The organism is Mucilaginibacter sp., assembly GCF_039207105.1.
Classification (GTDB): Bacteria; Bacteroidota; Bacteroidia; order Sphingobacteriales; family Sphingobacteriaceae; genus Mucilaginibacter.
Genome location: NZ_JBCECK010000020.1, coordinates 1 through 19627 on the forward strand (window position 1 = coordinate 1; position 19627 = coordinate 19627).

General features: G+C 42.8%; 22 protein-coding genes and 1 pseudogene. 10 read left to right on the top strand and 13 right to left on the bottom strand.

The annotated features are described in order from the left end of the window. Nucleotides 1-294: 294 nt before the first annotated feature. From AAGC65_RS06330 to AAGC65_RS06345, 4 genes are all read right to left on the bottom strand, one after another. Complete coding sequence (locus AAGC65_RS06330; RefSeq protein ID WP_343111578.1) at nucleotides 295-933, bottom strand: gluconate 2-dehydrogenase subunit 3 family protein; 639 nt, start codon at nucleotides 931-933, stop codon at nucleotides 295-297. 24 nt (nucleotides 934-957) lie between these two features. Beyond that, nucleotides 958-2691 carry a GMC family oxidoreductase gene (locus AAGC65_RS06335; protein ID WP_343111579.1) on the bottom strand — a complete coding sequence of 578 codons (1734 nt, stop codon included), beginning with the start codon at nucleotides 2689-2691 and terminating at the stop codon, nucleotides 958-960. A gap of 128 nt (nucleotides 2692-2819) precedes the next feature. After that, nucleotides 2820-3491, bottom strand: a complete 672-nt coding sequence (locus AAGC65_RS06340) for a DUF1080 domain-containing protein (RefSeq protein WP_343111580.1) — start codon at nucleotides 3489-3491, stop codon at nucleotides 2820-2822. Nucleotides 3492-3645: 154 nt separating this feature from the next. Continuing rightward, on the bottom strand, nucleotides 3646-4584 hold the full coding sequence (locus AAGC65_RS06345; RefSeq protein WP_343111581.1) for a hypothetical protein: 939 nt from the start codon (nucleotides 4582-4584) through the stop codon (nucleotides 3646-3648). A 395-nt stretch (nucleotides 4585-4979) separates the two neighbouring features. On the opposite strand from AAGC65_RS06345, the gene AAGC65_RS06350 reads away from it, so the two are divergent. Continuing rightward, on the top strand, nucleotides 4980-5408 hold the full coding sequence (locus AAGC65_RS06350) for a CBS domain-containing protein (RefSeq protein WP_343111582.1): 429 nt from the start codon (nucleotides 4980-4982) through the stop codon (nucleotides 5406-5408). Nucleotides 5409-5505: 97 nt separating this feature from the next. Here the strand turns inward: AAGC65_RS06350 and AAGC65_RS06355 are convergent, their stop codons facing one another. Continuing rightward, complete coding sequence (locus AAGC65_RS06355) at nucleotides 5506-5904, bottom strand: EthD family reductase (RefSeq protein WP_343111583.1); 399 nt, start codon at nucleotides 5902-5904, stop codon at nucleotides 5506-5508. A 378-nt stretch (nucleotides 5905-6282) separates the two neighbouring features. On the opposite strand from AAGC65_RS06355, the gene AAGC65_RS06360 reads away from it, so the two are divergent. Both AAGC65_RS06360 and AAGC65_RS06365 read left to right on the top strand, forming a co-directional pair. After that, nucleotides 6283-7512 (top strand): DEAD/DEAH box helicase, encoded by a 1230-nt coding sequence (locus AAGC65_RS06360; RefSeq protein WP_343111584.1) that lies wholly within the window; start codon nucleotides 6283-6285, stop codon nucleotides 7510-7512. A gap of 1 nt (nucleotide 7513) precedes the next feature. Next, nucleotides 7514-8515, top strand: coding sequence for a glycoside hydrolase family 43 protein (locus AAGC65_RS06365; protein ID WP_343111585.1), 1002 nt, complete (start codon nucleotides 7514-7516; stop codon nucleotides 8513-8515). 117 nt (nucleotides 8516-8632) lie between these two features. Here the strand turns inward: AAGC65_RS06365 and cysM are convergent, their stop codons facing one another. Further along, nucleotides 8633-9505, bottom strand: a complete 873-nt coding sequence (gene cysM, locus AAGC65_RS06370) for a cysteine synthase CysM (RefSeq protein ID WP_343111586.1) — start codon at nucleotides 9503-9505, stop codon at nucleotides 8633-8635. Nucleotides 9506-9536: 31 nt separating this feature from the next. After that, complete coding sequence (epsC, locus tag AAGC65_RS06375) at nucleotides 9537-10367, bottom strand: serine O-acetyltransferase EpsC (RefSeq protein ID WP_343111587.1); 831 nt, start codon at nucleotides 10365-10367, stop codon at nucleotides 9537-9539. A 169-nt stretch (nucleotides 10368-10536) separates the two neighbouring features. Between epsC and AAGC65_RS06380 the strand changes: the two genes are divergently transcribed. From AAGC65_RS06380 to AAGC65_RS06395, 4 genes are all read left to right on the top strand, one after another. Continuing rightward, the gene (locus AAGC65_RS06380) at nucleotides 10537-11328 is read left to right on the top strand and encodes an NIPSNAP family protein (protein WP_343111588.1); all 792 of its coding nucleotides are present in this window, start codon (nucleotides 10537-10539) and stop codon (nucleotides 11326-11328) included. A gap of 81 nt (nucleotides 11329-11409) precedes the next feature. Continuing rightward, nucleotides 11410-12294 (top strand): sugar phosphate isomerase/epimerase, encoded by an 885-nt coding sequence (locus AAGC65_RS06385; RefSeq protein ID WP_343111589.1) that lies wholly within the window; start codon nucleotides 11410-11412, stop codon nucleotides 12292-12294. A 100-nt stretch (nucleotides 12295-12394) separates the two neighbouring features. Next, nucleotides 12395-12580: a hypothetical protein gene (locus tag AAGC65_RS06390; protein ID WP_343111590.1), complete on the top strand. Its 186-nt coding sequence runs from the start codon at nucleotides 12395-12397 to the stop codon at nucleotides 12578-12580. Nucleotides 12581-12622: 42 nt separating this feature from the next. Next, nucleotides 12623-13729, top strand: a complete 1107-nt coding sequence (locus AAGC65_RS06395; protein WP_343111591.1) for an alpha/beta hydrolase — start codon at nucleotides 12623-12625, stop codon at nucleotides 13727-13729. Between the two features lie 10 nt (nucleotides 13730-13739). Here AAGC65_RS06395 and AAGC65_RS06400 read toward each other — a convergent pair whose 3' ends face one another. From AAGC65_RS06400 to AAGC65_RS06410, 3 genes are read right to left on the bottom strand one after another with little or no spacing between them, the layout of a single operon-like run. Next, complete coding sequence (locus tag AAGC65_RS06400) at nucleotides 13740-14537, bottom strand: molybdopterin-dependent oxidoreductase (RefSeq protein WP_343111592.1); 798 nt, start codon at nucleotides 14535-14537, stop codon at nucleotides 13740-13742. After that, nucleotides 14515-15222: a cytochrome b/b6 domain-containing protein gene (locus AAGC65_RS06405; protein ID WP_343111593.1), complete on the bottom strand. Its 708-nt coding sequence runs from the start codon at nucleotides 15220-15222 to the stop codon at nucleotides 14515-14517. The genes AAGC65_RS06400 and AAGC65_RS06405 overlap by 23 nt, the downstream gene beginning before the upstream one ends. 31 nt (nucleotides 15223-15253) lie before the next feature. Next, nucleotides 15254-16045: a DUF1223 domain-containing protein gene (locus AAGC65_RS06410; protein WP_343111594.1), complete on the bottom strand. Its 792-nt coding sequence runs from the start codon at nucleotides 16043-16045 to the stop codon at nucleotides 15254-15256. 248 nt (nucleotides 16046-16293) lie between these two features. Between AAGC65_RS06410 and AAGC65_RS06415 the strand changes: the two genes are divergently transcribed. The 3 genes from AAGC65_RS06415 (at nucleotide 16294) to AAGC65_RS06425 (ending at nucleotide 17490) form a co-directional block, all read left to right on the top strand. Next, nucleotides 16294-16866, top strand: coding sequence for a sigma-70 family RNA polymerase sigma factor (locus AAGC65_RS06415; RefSeq protein WP_343111595.1), 573 nt, complete (start codon nucleotides 16294-16296; stop codon nucleotides 16864-16866). Between the two features lie 12 nt (nucleotides 16867-16878). Continuing rightward, the gene (locus AAGC65_RS06420) at nucleotides 16879-17157 is read left to right on the top strand and encodes a hypothetical protein (RefSeq protein WP_343111596.1); all 279 of its coding nucleotides are present in this window, start codon (nucleotides 16879-16881) and stop codon (nucleotides 17155-17157) included. A 90-nt stretch (nucleotides 17158-17247) separates the two neighbouring features. Beyond that, nucleotides 17248-17490, top strand: coding sequence for a hypothetical protein (locus AAGC65_RS06425; RefSeq protein ID WP_343111597.1), 243 nt, complete (start codon nucleotides 17248-17250; stop codon nucleotides 17488-17490). 181 nt (nucleotides 17491-17671) lie between these two features. On the opposite strand, the pseudogene AAGC65_RS06430 reads toward AAGC65_RS06425, so the two are convergent. From AAGC65_RS06430 to modA, 3 genes and pseudogenes are all read right to left on the bottom strand, one after another. Then, nucleotides 17672-18161 (bottom strand): annotated as a pseudogene (locus tag AAGC65_RS06430) (ATP-binding cassette domain-containing protein); the annotation flags it as partial. Further along, complete coding sequence (gene modB, locus AAGC65_RS06435) at nucleotides 18158-18829, bottom strand: molybdate ABC transporter permease subunit (protein ID WP_343111599.1); 672 nt, start codon at nucleotides 18827-18829, stop codon at nucleotides 18158-18160. The pseudogene AAGC65_RS06430 and the gene modB, both read right to left, overlap by 4 nt. Nucleotides 18830-18847: 18 nt before the next feature. After that, nucleotides 18848-19600: a molybdate ABC transporter substrate-binding protein gene (gene modA, locus AAGC65_RS06440; RefSeq protein ID WP_343111600.1), complete on the bottom strand. Its 753-nt coding sequence runs from the start codon at nucleotides 19598-19600 to the stop codon at nucleotides 18848-18850. Nucleotides 19601-19627 lie beyond the last annotated feature (27 nt).

Below are 19627 nucleotides of genomic sequence, written 5' to 3' on the forward strand. Positions count from 1 at the left end.
TGCACTCGCTGCTTGGGGGCTTTAAACCTAAACCTTATCACTATTTGCAGGTGTGTACCTACAAAGTACATAAACGTATCAAATTGCCTAATTGGTATATAGAGGTATCTGTAATTGACAAAAAAATGATAATTCATCAGCAAAAAACAAACAAACGCCTCATAATCAACAATTTAATATTTACTTTAAAGAAAGTTTTTATCGGGATTTATTTTCAAAAGATGATTAATTTTAAAACAAAACGGCCTTGCAGGTAAACCTGCAAGGCCGTTTAAGACTATCTAAAAATCTGTTTTATGAAAAACTTACGTTTTCCATACCGTATTGCTTCAACACATCGGCAGGTACACCAGCCCATTTGTTTGGGGCGTTACCAGCGTAGCCAACATCTTTAACACCCATTTCACTGGTGAAAAAGCCCGATGCGGTTAAATCGCGCATGCGGTTAAAAAAGGCAACACCCTGAGCCATGTCTGGCGTAGCTTTTTTTGGATAAGCTATCAGGTCAACCATTTCTATTTGCTGTGCTTTTGAGCTATCGGTAAATGTTTTACCGAAACGGTTTAAGCATTGCAGGTCAAGCCAGCGCAGACCACCCCTCATTGGGGTTTGGTGCTCTGGAATATCTTTTACAATAAACTCAATAAAATCAGGCACTTTGGCATCAGATGCACTGCCAGATTTTTCGTCTTTAGGGATAATGATATCACCCAAAACGGTTATAGTGGCCATTTCCGCAGCGGTAAAAAACTTGTCTGCATTTAGTTTTTTATCACGCTCAACTTCAAAAGGCTGACGGCCAGCAGGCACTTCGCCTGTACCCGCGGCAGCGGTTTCTTCAGCTTTTTTAGTTTCGGTTTTACAGGCTTCCAGTAATAATCCTGCCGAAAGTGTTCCAAAGCCTATGGCTTTAAGGGAGTCACGTCTGTTCATAATAAATTGTTATGGATGGGCTTGTTAAACGTTTAATTTTTTTCTTTCCTGTAAAATATATTCTGCTGTACGCATAGACATGGCCAATATTGTCCATGTAGCGTTTTTATCGCCTTGTTGTACAAACGGCGCGGCATCAACCACAAACAGGTTTTTACAATCATGCGCCTGGCACCATTTATTTAAGGCCGACTTTTTAGGATCGTCGCCCATACGGATAGTACCCACTTCGTGAATGATCTTACCAGGAGCCTCTAAACCGTAATTGGTTTCAGGACCTGCCGGCGGACCGTAAATTGCGCCCATATTGTGCATAATTTCCTGGAAGGTTTCCTGCATGTGCTTAGCCTGTTTAATTTCATCAGGTGCCCATTTGTAGTGGAAACGTAATACCGGGATACCGTATTTATCAACAACGTTAGGATCAATTTCGCAATAGTTATCATAACGGGCAATAGCAGTACCACGACCGGCCATACCGAATTGAGTGCCATAGAACCTGCGGTAATCATCTTTCAATGAAGCACCGTAACCTCCGCCATCTTTCATTTTGCCGTTACGATCAGGTACCATGCCATTCATAACATGAATACCATGACCAAAACCGTATGATGGCATATGTAAACCACCGCCGTACTCAATATGGTAACCACGAGGGAAATCCAGTTTTTTATTATCTAACCACCAAGGTGAGTAAATGTGCACACTGCCCGCGCCATCTTCGTTATAACGTTTGCGGTCCATCAATTGCGGTAAAAAGCCACCAGCGCTTGATCCGGTTGAATCATGCAGGTAACGGCCTACTACACCACTGCTGTTAGCTAAACCACCCGGATGCTCTGCCGAACGTGAGTTAAGCAGGATACGTGCAGATTCGCCGGCACTTGCACCCAGTATTACCGTTTTGGCATTTACCTGGTACTCTTGCATATCCTCTTTGTTAACGTAAGATACACCGGTAGCCAAACCTTCTTTATTGGTGATTACTTCACGCACCATAGCGTTGGTAATTACCTTTAAGTTGCCTGTTTTAAGGGCCGGGATAACTAAGCATGATGAAGCCGAGAAATCGCCGTAAATTTTACAGCTACGACCGCACTGTCCGCAGAAGAAACACGCGCCGCGATCTTTATTGCCGGGCAGAGCTTCCGTTAAAACCGCTCCACGACCAGGGATAATTTTTACACCCGCTTTTTTAGCGCCCTGAACAATGAACAATTCATTTAATCTTGGCTTTGGCGGAGGTAAAAAGATACCATCTGGTTCGTTTTCCAAACCTTCTTTGGTACCGTATACACCTATTAAACGGTCAACCTTATCGTAATATGGCTTAACATCATCATAAGTTATAGGCCATTTATCGGTAAGGCCATCTTTAGGTTGAAAATCTGCCGGGCCCATACGTAAAGAGATACGCCCCCAGTGATTGGTACGGCCGCCCAGCATACGTGAGCGGAACCATGAAAACTCTGTATTGTCTTTGGTAGTGTAGGGTTCGCCGTCAATTTCCCAGCCGCCAAAGGCAGCATCAAAATCACCGAATGGGCGGGTAGTACCTGCACCGCGGCGAGGCGACTCCCAAGGCCATTTTAGCTGCTGTGAATCTTTAGCAGGGTCAAAATAGGCACCTGCCTCCAGCATTAACACTTTTACACCGGCGTTGGCTAATACATAGCCTGCCATACCGCCACCGGCACCAGAACCAACAATTACCACATCGTAAGTAGTTGTTGATTTTTTGATTTGTAGATCGCTCATATAATGTCAAATGTATCTTCTGTTTTTAGCAGAAGAAAAACGCACGTTACCATGCATTTGCGTTAAATTGGTTTTATGGCATAAATATATGTAAACGTTGACCGTTAAATAGATTTATGTTTTAAATTTTATAATTGTTTTATATAAATGTTACGGAAGGCAACCTCATGGTTATGATCCTGCAGGGCAATGTGTCCTTTTGGATATTTGGCAAAATCCGCCCAATCCTTAAACTTACTCTTAGCCAGCAATTCCTTCCACTCGTCGCCACCCATTTGTATCTCAACTATTTTAGTACCATTTAGCGAAAAAGTAAGGTGACCATCTTTTTTGCGCAGCACAACCGCGTTCCACTCGCCGGCCGGCTTAGCTACATCAGCCGATGGGGCTTTCAGATCATATAAAGAACCGGCAAGGTGATTGGCTTTCTTATTATCGGTAGCTTTTTTGTTATCAAGCACCTGCATTTCAACACCTGTTAAATAGGTTTCGTTAAACTTAGGATCTTCGTGCACTCCAAAAATAATTCCGCTGTTTCCGGTTTCAGAAATTTTCCAATCCAGTTTCAGTTCAAAGTTTTCGTATTCGTCGTTGGTAACCAGATCTCCCTGGCCTTCCGCATTGGGGTCAAGCTGTAATGCGCCATCAACAGCTTTCCAGGCGGTAACGTTGGTTTTTAAATAGGTGTGCCAGCCTGTGGTGGTTTTACCATCAAACAATGGCTTATATCCCTTGGTTTGCGCCATTGCACCAAAGTGCAGCACAGGGATAGCCATAAGGCCTAAAAAGATCTTCTTCATTTAAAGTTTTAGAATTAATTAAGATATACCATTAGCTCGGGCTAATATATTGGCTTTTTTTTAATGCTAAAACGATTCTATGAAAAATAAATTGCCGTAGCTATGTACGGCAATGTAAAAATATGGTTATACAAAAATAAGGTGCTTTTTTAGCTTAGTGCTGGTGGAAGTTAAATGCCAGGCTCGAGGCCAACCCTATGGTTATATATCCATAACTATCCTCAAAAAACTGGTTATAATCATCCTGACCACGGTAGCCTCCGCCAACCATCAGCGCCGCGCTTGGCATAAAAGGAAATTGGTAGTAATACCGTAAGCTTACGTTAAGCCGCTTTTTAATATCAGCAGCCGAATAGTTATCGTACTTATCAGCAATATAGGTAAAATCAAACCTCACCTGCTGCCAGTTTTTGTAGGTCTTTTTCCCTTTTACCAAAGGATCTTCGTAGGCTTTGGCAAAGTTATACATACGGCTGCCATTAACCCTGATAAAGCCATAATGATCTTTCAACCCTTCAGACATGCCTAAACCAAACAGGCCCGAATGCACTTCGAGCGCAATGTTATCATATCGGTTAATGATCAGGTCATTTTTATCAACGCGTTTACCCATATAGTAGGTAAGGGTGTAAAAGTTAGTGGTAAACTTACCGCTGTCGCGGTTAAAACTACCATCCGGATTCAGTGACGGCCCACGCACGCCATTAGAATGGTGTGAATATCCAAACGACAGAAATTTGGGCTTATAGGTATCCTCATTTAGGCGATAATAAACGGTTAACCCGGGCATAAAGCTTGGCGATTTCACGGGAGCACCCCTTGAATCCAACAAACGTATTTTCACCCTTGGCGTAAACACCGCAAAAAACCTTGACTTAGGTGTACTGAATAAAATAAAATTAGGCTGCAAATCAGCTGTAAGCAACGTTTTTACTTTGTTAAAATAATCGTTACCACCTTCAGATGCTCTTAGGTTTTGCACAAAAATATCATCAAAAGCATTGTTGATGAGGCGTTTTTTTAGCAAAGCAGAATCGGCCAAAGAATCTGTGGCCAAATGGTAAGGTTGATTTGATGCCGCAGCCTTCGCCATTAATTTAGCTGGTAAACTAAGGCAGCTGATGAGGGCAAAAAATTTAATGTATCGAGCAGTGTTTTTTAATATGGCTCTCAGGGGTAAAGTAGTCAATTGAGTATGTATTATTTTATCCGATAGTACTTGAATTTTATGATCAATTTATTTAACAATACCATGTTAAAATACTGTTAAGAATTGAGTTGGCAATATTAGATATTATTCTTTTTTCATAAGCTATACTCCGTGTCAAGCAAACGTAAAAGCTGACTGTTAAAAAATGCGGATTTCTTTGTTACAACATCAATTAAAATACTGAACGTTTGGCTTTTATAGCGTTCGTTTAGTTTGTTTTTCAATTCTGTTTGGTTATATTTGTTTATAGCCAATTCGCCAATTTTAATCTAAGTACCATGATAAAAGTTTCAAATATCCTTGCACGCAAGGGTGGCCGTTTAATTACTATTGATGCCGGTTCGTCTGTTTTAGATGCTTTAAAATTAATGGCCGAAAAAAATATCGGTTCGGTTGTAGTGTTAGAAGACAGTGATTATGTGGGTTTACTAACCGAACGGGATTATGCCCGCAAAGTTATACTGAAGGGTAAATCATCACATGAAACACTGGTAAGAGATATCATGAGCACGGGCCTGCCGCGCATACTGCCGGATAACTCTATTGAAACCTGTATGCACATCATGAGCGAAAGTAATATCAGGTACCTGCCTGTATTTATAGACGATACGCTGTGCGGCATCATATCCATCAATGACCTGGTTACCGAAACCATACTATCGCAACTGGAAACCATTGAGCAACTGAAAACTTACATACATTCATAACAGCATTTCTGTTGATGAAGATAAAAGACAATGGATCACAGATCCTGCATAACGCCCTGTGCCTGTAAAACACAGGGCATTTGTTTTACTGCGCATATCATTCAACCACTTCGCTGATCTGTATGAGTGGCGTACTATTGGTGTAGTTCGGAAAATCGGCCCTGATTTCCTTTACATGCAGGGCAAGGGCTTTTTCGTAATCAGCAAGCTTGTCAAAATACAGATAACCAATGGCCAGGAACGGAACGGGGGCATCAGATATTCCGCCGGCTATTCCTTTATCAATGTTGTAAACTTTCAGATCAAAGAACTTCGCCATCAGAGGCATATGTTTCTTGGTATAGTAATCCATGTCAAATGTTTTGCCCTCCCCATTGGGGTAAAGAACAGTTACTTTGATCATCCCCTTTTTAATTTGAGAAGCATCTTTTGTTTGAGCTTGCAGGCAGGTTAAAGAAAGTCCGAATAGTAGAAGCAGCAGGATAGTTGTTTTCATTGCTATTTGTTTTAAGGTTAAAATAAAGATAGCAAAAAATTATTTTGCAATCTCATAATCAACAACTTGTACCATATTAAGCTATTCTTATTTAGTTACATAATTATAGATCAATGCCCCATCGGATGCACCCTATTTATAGCACTTCAGCATATAAAATTCTTAGCTCCATCGGAGCTTCCTTAGGTCAAATCGAATAATTTCAGGAAGCTCCTATGGAGCTATAAATACAAAATAACATTTGCTATAAACACGATACTCCTCCGGAGTACAATCTCAATTTCTGCATCAGTCAACACTTCCACACTTACTACCCCGCTCAATTGCTATTTAAACAACAAATTTTTCATACCTTGCATAATTTACCAGAAACATATAGTGACCTTTCAGGATTTTAATTTCAACGAACAATTATTTGAAGGCGTGCAAAGCATGGGGTTTACTACCCCTACGCCTATACAGGAAATGGCCATCCCGGTTATTATGAGCGGGCAGGACCTTATTGCCTGCGCACAAACCGGTACCGGCAAAACCGGCGCATACCTGCTACCTGTTTTAAACCACATCAGTAGTACCAATAAACATCATACCAGCGCCCTTATTTTAGCGCCAACCCGCGAGCTTGCCCAACAAATTGATCAACAGGTTGAAGGCCTGGCCTACTTTACCGGCGTTAGTTCCATAGCCGTATTTGGCGGCGGCGATGGCATGGCTTACGAGCAGCAACGCCGCGGTATACAAAACAATGTAAACATTATTATTGCCACCCCTGGCCGCTTAATTGCCCACCTTATATCGGGCGTTTTAAAGCTTAACCATTTAACCCACCTGATACTGGACGAGGCCGACCGCATGCTGGACATGGGTTTCTCTGACGATATCATGAAGATCATCAGCTATCTACCCAAAACCAGGCAAACCCTGTTGTTTTCAGCTACCATGCCGGGCCGCATCCGCTCGCTGGCCAAATCGGTGCTGAAAGATCCTCAACAGATCAACATCGCTATATCACAGCCTGCCGTGGGTATCGATCAGCAGATATACCGCCTGCACGATCAGCAGAAAACACCTTTACTACAGCTTATCCTGCGCGATTCGGCTTATACCAGCACCATCATATTCGCATCACGCAAAGAGATCGTAAAATCGCTATACAAAGAATTGAAGGCTGCCAAGATCAACGCTATGTCCTTCCATTCTGATCTGGAGCAAAAGGAGCGCGAAGAGATACTGCTCAAGTTTAAAAACAAGCAGCTGCCGGTAATCATTGGCACTGATGCCTTATCGCGTGGTATTGATGTGGAGGGAATAGACCTCGTGATCAACTACGATGTGCCCGGCGACCCTGAAGATTATATTCACCGCATTGGCCGTACGGCACGTGCTGCCACCACCGGTACCGCCATCACCTTTGTAAACCACCGCGATGAGCGCAAGCTGAAAAATATTGAGCAGCTGATTGAAAAACCTATCCGCCTGGTTGGTTTGCCTGATGAACTTGCCGCTATACAACCGTTGCCTGGTCAGCATGACCAAAAATCAGACGGCAAAAGAAAGCCCAACAGACGCTTCAATAAAAAGAAACCTAAAAAGAACATCCAGCCATAAAATGAAAAAGAATGTAGCCCAAAAGCTGCTTTTGCAGGTACTATTAGGTGCCGCACTGGCCGCGCCTGCCGTTAATACTTTTGCACAAGACAAAAAAACATCGGGCAACCCCGTTGTTGAAGGCTGGTATGCCGACCCGGAAGCTAAAATATTTAACCATCAATACTGGTTATACCCAACTTACTCTGCCAAATACAACGAGCAGGTATTTATGGATGCCTTTTCATCACCCGATCTGGTTCATTGGACCAAGCACCCGCATATAATTGATACCGCTGGTGTAAAATGGGTAAAACGTGCCTTATGGGCGCCTGCCGTTACCGAAAAGGGAGGCAAGTATTACATCTTTTTTGGCGCTAATGATATCCAGAACAATAATGAAAAGGGTGGGATAGGCGTTGCCGTTGGCGATAAACCAGAAGGTCCTTTTAAAGATTATTTAGGCAAGCCCCTTATTGACCAGATCATTAACAAAGCCCAGCCAATTGATCAATTTGTTTTTAAAGACGACGACGGGCAATATTATATGATATACGGCGGATGGGGTCAGTGTAACATTGTAAAGCTAAAAGATGATTTTAAGGGTTTAGTGCCTTTTAAAGATGGCGAAACCTATAAAAAAATAACCCCCGAAGGTTACGTAGAAGGGCCGGTGATGTTTAAACGCAAAGGTAAATATTACTTTATGTGGAGCGAAGGCGGCTGGACAGGCCCCGATTATCGCGTAGCTTATGCTGTTGGCGATTCGCCTTTTGGGCCTTTTAAACGTGTTGCTACCATTCTGAAACAGGATGCCAGTATAGCCACAGGCGCGGGCCATCACTCGGTGATCAACGTTCCTGGAACCGATGAATGGTATATTGTTTACCACCGCCGCCCGTTAACAGAAACCAGCGCCAACCACCGTGTAATGTGCATAGATAAGATGTTTTTTGACGCCGATGGCAACATACAGCCCGTAAAAATCACCAATGAAGGGGTGGCGGCGAGGAAGTTGAAATAGTTATAAACACTTTTGTCATTGCGAGCGTAGCGAAGCAATCGCGAACTATGCAAGTTTTCCCTGTAAAGTTTGCGATTGCTTCGTACCTCGCAATGACATTTTAATATTAAACGAGGTTTATCCAAACAACTCGCTGCTCAAATAACGGTCGCCACGATCACAGCAAATGAAAACAATTACACCTTCGGTAATTTCCTTCGCTACTTTTACAGCTGCAGAAAGCGCGCCACCGCTGCTCATACCGGCAAAAATGCCTTCAATTTTAGCCATATCGCGGGCCATTTGTGTGGCATCAGATTGTGAGATATCAATTACCCTGTCTACCCGGGTAGCATCAAATATTTTAGGCAGGTAAGCCTCGGGCCAGCGGCGAATGCCCGGTATGGATGAACCTTCAGTAGGCTGGCAACCTACAATTTGTATGTCTTTATTCTGATCCTTAAAATACCTTGAACATCCCATAATCGTGCCGGTAGTACCCATAGCGCTCACAAAGTGGGTTATCTTTCCTTCGGTATCGCGCCATATTTCGGGTCCGGTTGTTTTTATGTGGGCCATGTAATTGTCGGGGTTGGCAAACTGGTTCAGCAAAAAATAACCCTCGGTAGCACCTTTTTCTTCGGCATAGTCGCGGGCAGCTTCCATACTTTCCATTAATGTTACTTTGGCTCCGTAGGCTTCCATTGTCAATGTACGTTCGCGGGTTGAGCTGGAAGGCATAATAAGTTCAATTTCCAGATCAAACAAACGAGCTATCATGGCCAGGGCTATACCGGTATTTCCGCTGGTAGCCTCAATCAGTTTAGTACCCGGCTTAATATCACCACGCTCAATAGCGCTACGGATCATGTTGAGCGAAGCACGGTCTTTTACACTGCCGCCTGGGTTGTTGCCCTCCAGCTTGGCGTAAATTTTAACATTAGGGTTGGGGTTTAGCTTTTTGATCTCAACCAGGGGCGTATTTCCTATTATATCAATTATACCAGCCATTATATGTTGTTTTTATATGTAGATGTATGCTTTATTTTTTAGTGCCAAATATGCGACGGCTCAGGCTTTTGAGTACCCGGTGACTTGGGGTATGGTACACCCTTGAATTAGGCGGAAGGCTTTTGGTAAGCCAAACGTTACCACCAATAATGCTATTGTGCCCAATAATGGTTCCGCCACCCAGAATAGTAGCGCCAGAATAGATCACCACATGATCCTCAACGGTGGGGTGCCGTTTGGTATTGGCCATGCTTTTATCAACACTCAGGGCACCTAAGGTAACCCCCTGATACAGTTTCACATGATCGCCAATTTTACAGCTTTCACCTATTACAATGCCAGTGCCGTGATCGATATAAAAATACTCTCCAATTTCTGCCGCCGGGTGTATATCAATCCCCGTTTTGGAATGCGCGTATTCTGTTAATATCCGGGGTATCAAAGGCACATCTTTTTGATACAAACTATGCGCCAGGCGATAAAGCGATATAGCAAAAAAACCAGGGTAGGTACGTACTACCTCAAACTCGCTGCGTGCGGCCGGGTCGCCGTTAAATATGGCCTGTATATCGGTATTCAATACCAGGTATAATTGCGGCAACTCTTCAAAAAACTGACTGGCGCATTTCCGGTTATCATGATTTGCACAGGCTTTGGTAGTTTCCATAATATGGCAAAGCTCGTTCTCCAGCATTTTAAACTCGGCCTTCAGGTCGTCAACATTACCAAATACCTTTCCTGTTTGTTCCGGGAACAGCAAATGAATAACCTGCAGAGCCCATTTGGTAATCTCTTTGTTAGATGGCACAGCCTCAAGCCTTTGCTGCTTGTTAAAAATTTGCTGATAAAACTCCTGACTCATGTTTTACTTTTGGTTACCAAGGGTGGTAACTGTTTTACAATTGCAAGTTTATATAAAAGAATGTGTTTTATATGTAAAAAGTACTACTTAATTGATAGATAACCTAAGCGTATATGTTATTGCGCTTTAAGGTTTACTTATTACCTTTAGCATTATTAACCTTCAATCAATGAAAAGACGATCATTTGTAAAGGCATCTGTTTTAAGCGGTGCCGCGGCAAGCATATTACCTCTCAGCAGCATGGCAGCATCAGCTAAAGACACAGGTACCCAGTTTTATGAACTGCGTACATATACCTTAAAAAACGAAGCACAGCAAAAACTGGTTGAAGATTATTTTCAAAACGCGGCCATCCCCGCGCTCAATAAATTGGGCAGCAAAAACATTGGCGTATTTACCGAGCTTAAACCAACCGGCCAAACCAAAATTTACGCGTTGATACCTTTTAACAGCCTGGCCGATTTTTTAAACGCGCAGGAAAAACTGGATAAAGATGCTGATTATCAGACCAAAGGTGCAGCTTACTTAACCGCCCCGGCATCTGAACCTGCTTACGAACGTATTGAAAGTTCATTACTGAAAGCCTTTGCCCATATGCCCAAAATGCAGGTGCCTAAGCAAAGTCCACGCATTTTTGAACTTAGGCGATACGAGCATGCTACGGAAAGTGCCGGCAAAAAGAAGCTGGAAATGTTTAATGACGCCGGCGAGATTGATGTGTTTAAACGTCTTGGATTTAACCCTGTATTTTTTGGCGAAACCATCATAGGCGACCATCGCCCAAACCTGATTTACATGATCACTTTTGATGATTTGAACGCCAAGGGAGCTCACTGGAAAGCTTTCGGATCTGACCCGGAATGGAAAAAGATAAGCGGCAATCCTGATTACTCCGATGCCAAGTTGGTATCGCACATTACATCAACATTGTTACAACCGGTTGCGGCATCGCAGGTTTAAACCATTCAATTAAATTTACGTCATTTGCTTTGGTGTTCATATTACACTATATTTACGTAAACCAATTTTAAAAGTAAACCAATGACTACCAGACGTTCATTTCTCAAAACTTCGGCATTGCTTTCGGCCGGACTTTTAGCAGCGCCAAACTTATTTGCGTACGACAAAAAGTACATCGGCCTGCAATTATACACCGTGCGTGATGCTATGGCTAAAGACCCTGCCTCAACACTGGCTAAAGTTGCAAAAGTAGGTTACAACTCTGTTGAGGGCGCTACTTACACCGGTTCTGAATTATTTTACGGCATGGATGCCAAAGCATTTAAGGCGCTTTTAAAACAAAATGGCCTTGTTATGCCAAGCGCGCACTACCGCCTGGGCGAAGAGCAGGTGAACGGCGCATCGCAAAAAGGAACAATCCTGAATGATTGGGAAAAAGCAGTGAACGACGCTGCCGAGGTTGGTATCAAATACATGGTTTGCGCTTACTTATCGCAACCGGAGCGCGGCAACCTTGACCACTACAAAAAAATTGCCGACGATTTTAACAAAGCAGGCGAAACCTGTAAAAAAGCAGGCATACAACTTTGCTACCACAACCACGATTTTGAATTTATTCAAGAAGATGGCAAATATCCATATGAAACCATTTTGAAGAATACTGATAAAAACCTGGTTAAGTTTGAAATGGACCTGTACTGGATTACCAAAGCAAACCAGGACCCATTTGCGTTATTCAACGAAAACCCAGGCCGTTTCCCCCTTTGGCACGTGAAAGATCTGGACAAAACCCCGGAAAGAAACTTTACCGAAGTTGGTAATGGTATAATCGACTTTAAAAAGATATTTGCGCAATCAAAAAAAGCCGGTCTGCAATATTTCTTTGTAGAACAGGATAAATGCCCTGGCGATCCTTTTGACAGCATCACGCAAAGTATCACCTACATTAAAAAGAACCTTGTTTAAAGTTTGTTACATTAACACATAATACACCAACCACCGTTTTAACATAAAGCGGTGGTTTTTTATTTAATGATACGGCCCCATCGCCCTAATTTTTACAGGTATGGAAACTGATATCAGGATAATAAAATATATGCTCTTTATTTTGGCCGCATCATTTGTGTTTTCATGCGTTGCCGAAGCGCAAACCAATAAACATCTCACAGCCGCCTATATTTTTCCGGTTCATTCCATCCTTGTACATAAAGAATCAGCTTTACCTTATACCAACGAGGACATGGCGCTTTAATAATCATAACCACGTATCAGCATATAATTTTTAAATTGCCGCATGATCCGTTTTATCATTAGCATTGCGCTTTTGCTTGTTTCCTTACTCGCCATTTTTAAAGCCCCTGAATATTATTTGTGGATGCTGGCTATCCTAGTTACCGAATTCCCCTGGATATTTATGCTACTTAGTTTAGCCTCACTTTTAAGTGGTTTTTATGTTGATAAATATCAACTGGCAGGCTCCATTGCGGGCTTAGTTGCTTTGATATTATTTACCACGCCCATAGTTAGGGCTTACAGCGTAGCATCAAACCTAAAGCAAGAACTTAGCCATGCCTTTAGCCCTGACAGCGAGAACAGCCAAACCCCATTCAGCTTTTGGAAACAATTTAGCCCGACAAAAAAGGTAGCTTTTCAGACGTTACCGTACAACAACAACCTAATGCTTGATTACTACCCCTCGTCCATAAGCGGGAACAGGCCTTGTGTTGTGGTGGTACACGGCGGCTCATGGAGCAGCGGCGATAGTAAACAATTACCCGAATTAAACAGCTACCTCGCCACTATTGGTTATCATGTAGCATCTATCAATTATCGCCTGGCACCCGGTTACAAAAATCCTGCTCCGGTTGAGGATCTGCTGGAAGCTATAAGTTATCTGAAAAAGCATTCGGCTGCTTTGCACATAGACACCGGGAATTTCGTTTTGCTGGGCCGGTCGGCCGGGGCCCAGATAGCACTCCTTACCGCTTATGCGCATAAACAACCCGGCTTAAAAGCGGTCATTGATTTTTACGGACCGGCAGATATGGTTTGGGGCTATTCGGCACCGGCCAGTCCGCTGGTCATGGATTCGCGCAAGGTGATGGAGAATTATCTGGGCGGAACATATAGGCAGGTACCTCAACAATACGCCGATAGCTCACCAATTGAATTTGTTAATAGCCACTCGCTGCCAACGCTAATCCTTCACGGCGACAATGACGTACTGGTTTCTCCAGAGCATAGCACGCGCTTAAACTTAAAACTTCAGCAAAGCGGCATTAAACATTTCCTGCTTAAACTTCCCTGGGCTACGCATGGTTTTGACTATAACCTGCATGGCCCCGGCGGGCAGTTATCAACATATGCTGTTGAACGCTTTTTAAAAGTAGTCACCCAATAATAAACCCCAGTTACAATCCCGAGTAATAATCATACCCCTGTTCGGCCCAATAATCGCGCGGGCGGTTATTGCTGAAGCTGATGCTGCCAATGCGTTTCAGGTTTTTGATACCATATTTAACAGGAATGATCAATCTTAACGGGGCGCCGTGTTTTGGCGGTAGTGGTTGCTCATTCACCTCGTAAGCAAGTAATGTTTGCGGGTGCATGGCGCTGGGCATATCAATACCTACATAGTAGTTTTTATCCGGAGTTTCCAGACCAACATATTCCAGCTGGGCATGATCATCAAGCTTGTAATGACTTATAAAATCGCTGAACTTTACACCGCCCCAGTGTGATATCTGATCCCAACCCTCCACGCATTTAAAATCGTAAATAATATCAGTTTTAGGCAGTGTCTTGATCTCATCGATAGATATATTCAATACCTCCCCTGATTGTTTTTTTACCTGCAAGCGCCAGGCAGCCGTATCTATTTTGCCGGCCGACCCTATATCGCTGTTATGGCGCACATTTTTAGCGGCCATTTCTTTAGGATAAGTTTTAACCAGGTTATTATTGCTAAACAAGCGCCTGAAAGCCAGTTCTGTTTTATTCAGGGCACGGCGCAATGGTTTGCGGGCTCCCGCTGTAACCGTAGCAGTTTCCTGGGGCGAATTATACAGCCACTTCCACCCGCCATAGGCGGCACTCCCAAATACAATGAATGTACCAAAAGATATAAAGTTGCGCCTCGTTATCTTTTGCTCAACCGTAAGCGGCCTTTTAGCTTTTATAGTTTTTTTACTGAACTGGTTTTTCATCATTTGGGGTGTTAGTTTCAATAATTGGCTTAGGTTTTTCGTTTATAATTTCAAATCCGGAAATAACCGATCTGAAATTATTCCACCCGGCGAGTATTACCTGCACAACGTGTATGATAAAAAACAGTACGTAACCTATAGTTAGTGCGAAATGAAAGATACGGGCCAGATGGTAACCACCACAAAGCCATGTTAAATAATAAAACTGTACCGGCTTGTAAATGGCCAACCCGGTTATTACCGATCCTATGCCCATTACTATAATGGCGGTATAGGCAATACGCTGGGCCGCGTTATATTTATTTTGAGGGGGAGCCATTTTGCGGATATGCAGATCGTGCAGCAGCACCTGCCAGGCTTCTTTAAATGATTTTTTTTGAGGCACAAGTTCGCGCCACTCGCCCGATATGATGGTATATAGCACATATAAAATACCATTCAGCACAAAAAACCACATAAATAAAAAATGAAAAGCCATCCCTTCGGCCAGGCGGTGGGGTATATGCAATTGATTATAAAACCACTGCGGAAAAAACATAAAATAGGTATGCCCAAACAGGGTTATCTTATATTCGTCATTTGCCCAATAGATCAGCATCCCGCTCCATATCATGATGGTGAGTATCGGGAAGTTGACCCAATGCGTCCACCGCATAACCAGCGGATGTTTTTCTTTGATAACTTTCATTTTTTGATCTTCTTTAAAAAGCCAAGCCAAATTACTTGTTTATAGTAAAATCAGATTTTGCAGCAGCCAAAATTCCACCATTAGCATTGTTCTGTATAAATCCAATTACCTGCCAGCCTTGTGTATTAAAGCCATCAGGCAGGGTAATAGCTATTTTGCCACTTCCACTCGAGTCCAATGGCAGGGTTTGCACCTTACGCACAATTTGAACATGCGATAGGGTATGGCCACCGTTTTCACCACTTTTCACTTGTGTTTGAGCTGATTGCTGAATCAGGGCCAACAACAGGCTGGCATTTTTTCCAGTTCCGTTTGCATGATACTGTATAGTGGCGTGTCCCTGATCTGTTCGCACGCTGAGTGTCAGTACACCGGCTCGTTGTACACGCAGACCCGCGGTAATAGCATTGCGCAAGGTACCTTCCTCAGAACCAACAAATTCTTTTTTGCCATTAACGACAATTTGCGGCGTATAAACAGACTGCAGGTTTAACCATTTAGCATATTCATTTTGCCTTTTAGAATAATCGGCGCTGCTAAAAACATCCTTCCAGCCCAGTCGGTTCCAGTAATCAACATGGTAAGCCAGTATATAAACCTGTTTATCCTTGTCTTCCTTTTGTATCCTGGCTACTAACTCATCGGCTGGAGGGCAACTTGAGCAACCTTCTGATGTAAAAAGTTCAACAACAGCAAAACCTTTATTATCAGTTATATTTCCCTTTTGTACCCCTTCAACAGTTTTGAAATTAATTATTGCTGCAAAAAATACTGCCGCTATGGCAATACCCGTGGTAAGTTCAAATATTTTAATGGGTCTCATATTTTAATTATCAGATATACGTATTTCCTGCTTAGTCGGGTTGCTTTGAATAACCTTACAACATATTTTATTTTCATTAGGAAGCGGGTGACATCTGATTTACATAAATTATTTATAATCAACCCGGTATATGTAAATTTAATCAATAAACCAAGCCCTGTAAAATAAAGCTAAAAACTTCCCTTTTTTTGTAAGGATTTGCGCACAATACCGACTAACAGATAAAACGTTACGAAACATCTTTATCAATGATAACTGAAAATCAATTGTTAAACCCTCAACAATGGGTTAATACTCATGCCGATTATCTGTATGCCTACACGCTATCGCGCATAAATAATGAGGAGCAAGCCAAAGATCTGGTGCAGGAAACATTTTTAGCAGCTCTGCAGCGGGCAGATAAGTTTGAAGGTAAAAGCTCTGAACGCACCTGGCTTACCGCCATATTAAAAAATAAGATCGTTGATGTTTATCGTAAAAAATCATCGGGGTTGAATAACCCAACCGAGCGACAGGCTGAAGATGAACAAAAGGACTTTTTTGATGAAGACAACGGCCATTGGAATGATAGCAATAAGCCATTGCCATTTGGTATTGAAGACCATGACCCGCTCAGGGGCAAGGAGTTTAACAATATACTGCAAATGTGCATGCAAAAACTCCCCGCCTTATGGATGTCGGTGTTTACGATGAAACATATGGACGATGCCACTACCGAATTGATCTGTACAGAGCTCAGGGTTACGCAGGCAAACTTTTGGGTTATTATTCACCGGGCCAAACTGAGTTTGAGGGCCTGTCTTCAAAAAAACTGGATCTAAAAAAAATTAGCTATGAATCATCTTAAAAAGGTTATATACAATTGCAGGCAGGCTACTTTACTGATCGAGAAAAAGCAGCTTACCCGGCTAAGTTTCCGCGAAAGCGTAGAGCTAAGGATACATTTGGCTGGTTGCTCCATGTGTAAATTATATAATAAACAAAGCCACGTGATCAGTACAATGGTACTGCAGCTGTTTCATGATTCCATGCAGCAGACCTCAGGTGCTAAACTTGACGACGATTTCAAAAAAGAGCTGCAGGAAAAGATCGAGAACGAGCTAAACAAGTAAAAACTTAAATACTTTGTAAGGTTTGGCAAACCGGCCCGACTAATGGTTAAATATTCGCAAGAACCAAACGTAAAAACTAAAAATCAAAGTATGAAAACAATTATTTCAGGCGTTTTAGCCGCAGGTTTAGTAGCCATTTGTTTAACTGCCAACGTACAGGCCAAATCATTAACTCCATTGAAAGCTACCACTGTTGCTGTAAGCGATACCGGTAAAATGTCAAAAGGCAAAATGGACAAAATGGATAAAATGGAGAAGAAAAAGATGGACAAAATGTCTAAAGGTAAAATGGATAAAAAGAAGATGTCGAAAGACACTTCAAATAAAATGTAAGTTTGTTTTTGTTTTTGAAAAAGGGGAGACTTTGTGCTCCCTTTTTTATGCTATTGCTCAAAGGTCATTTCCTCATCGGTAAGTCCCTCCAGCTCCAATGGGTTGTGGCTTACAATAAGGGTTGTAGTACCCAACTCTTTTAAAACAATGGTTAATTCTGCTATTAACTCCGTTTTCATTTTAATATCAAGTGCCGAGAATGGCTCATCCATTAAAAGTACCTTAGGCTTTGTAGCCAGCGCCCGCAGTATAGCCAGTCGTTGCTGCTGCCCACCCGAGAGGTGTTCGGGCTTATGATCATGTAGTGTATCAAGCTTGCCTAAAAGCAGCAGGCGTTTTATCCATAGTTCATCGGTGGTGGCATATTCCAGTTGCTGCTTAACCGTCATATTCGGAAACAGGGCATACTGCTGAAAAACAAAACCGGTATTTCTTTTTTGCACGGGCATGTTTATACCGGCTTCTGCATTAAACCAGGTAACGCCATCGGCTACAATAGTTCCGCGTTCAGGTGTTATCAGTCCGGCTATGATCTTTAAAAAAGTAGTTTTCCCGGAGCCAGAAGGGCCATATATTTTGGTTATGCTTCCCCCGGCAAACTGCCTTTCAATCCGCAACACTTGCTGGCCCTGGTAGGCCTTTAGTTTTTTTTCAATGGCTATACTGATCATTCCAGGGGGCTTTTGGCCTGATATTTATTAAACACAAAAACAGTTATCACCAACACAAATGTGATGGCAAACAAAATGAGCGAGTAGTTATTGGCCATAGCATAATCCTGCCGCTCAACGGAGTCGTAAACGGCGATGGATGCCACACGGGTTATTCCCGGTATGTTGCCGCCAATCATGAGCACCACGCCAAACTCGCCCAGGGTATGGGCAAAAGTAAGCACGGTTGCGGTTAACAATGAAGGTTTGATATTGGGCAACAATACATACCTGAAAGTTTGCCATTCCGTTTTGCCTAAAGTGTAGGAAGCCTCTGCCAGCGCCGGCGGCAATTGCTGTAAAGCGGATTTTACCGGGCCAACCATAAACGGCACACTATAAAGTACCGAGGCCAGCACTAAACCCTGAAACGAGAATACAAACTGCACATTAAATACCTCCTGCAGCCATTTACCCACACCATGCTGCGGACTAAAGGCCAGCAGCAAATAAAAACCCAGCACCGATGGTGGCAATACCAGGGGCATGGTAATAATGGTTTCAATCATGATCTTAAAAAACGATCGCCCCCGGGAAAGCCACCAGGCAAACGGCAGCCCGATAATTAGCAGCAACAGGGTGGTGATGCCTGCTAATTTTAAGGTAAGCCAAATTGGGGTTAAGTCCATGATTAAAATTAACTGTTTTTAGGGTAGGCGATAGCCATATTCCGCAAATATCTTCCTGGCCGATGGACCTAAAATATACTGGTAAAACTTTTCGGCATTTGGGTTACCGGCAGCGTGCTTTAGCAGTACCATGCCTTGCAAAATAGGCTCATACAGACTGGGCGATATAACCTGGTAATAAATTTTTGTTTTGCCGCCTGTTTCCTTTATCAGGGCCTGGGTGGTAAAGCCTATATCAACCACGCCTGTGGTAATGTAAGTGTTTACCTGCGATATACTTTCGCCATAAACAATTTTTGATTGCATATCATCCAAAATGCCTTTGCCTTGCAATAATTCGATAGCAGCCTTGCCATAAGGCGCTATGGCAGGGTTGGCGATGGCTACTTTTTTAACCCTGGCGGTCATCAACAGGCGTTCCCAGTTATTAAAGCCTATGTTTTGCGAGCTGCAAATAATGAGGCTGCCGGCGGCATATACCTCCGGCTTTTTTACAGCAAATCCGTTTTTAAACAAGGTTTCGGGAAACCCCATATCTGCCGACAAAAATAGATCAAAGGGAGCTCCGTTGCTGATCTGTGCTACTAATTTGCCCGATGAGCCAACAACCGGTTCAATTACTATACCCGTTTTTTGTTTAAAATCTTTTTGCAAAACCTCTATTACCGTTTGCAGGTTGGCGGCCGCGGCCACCCTTAAATTTTGTGCAAGCAGGTTATGGTGGATCAGAAAAACAGTAAGCGTTAAAAACGCGATCACTCTTTTATTCATGGCATTAAATCAATTTAAACCTGCTGT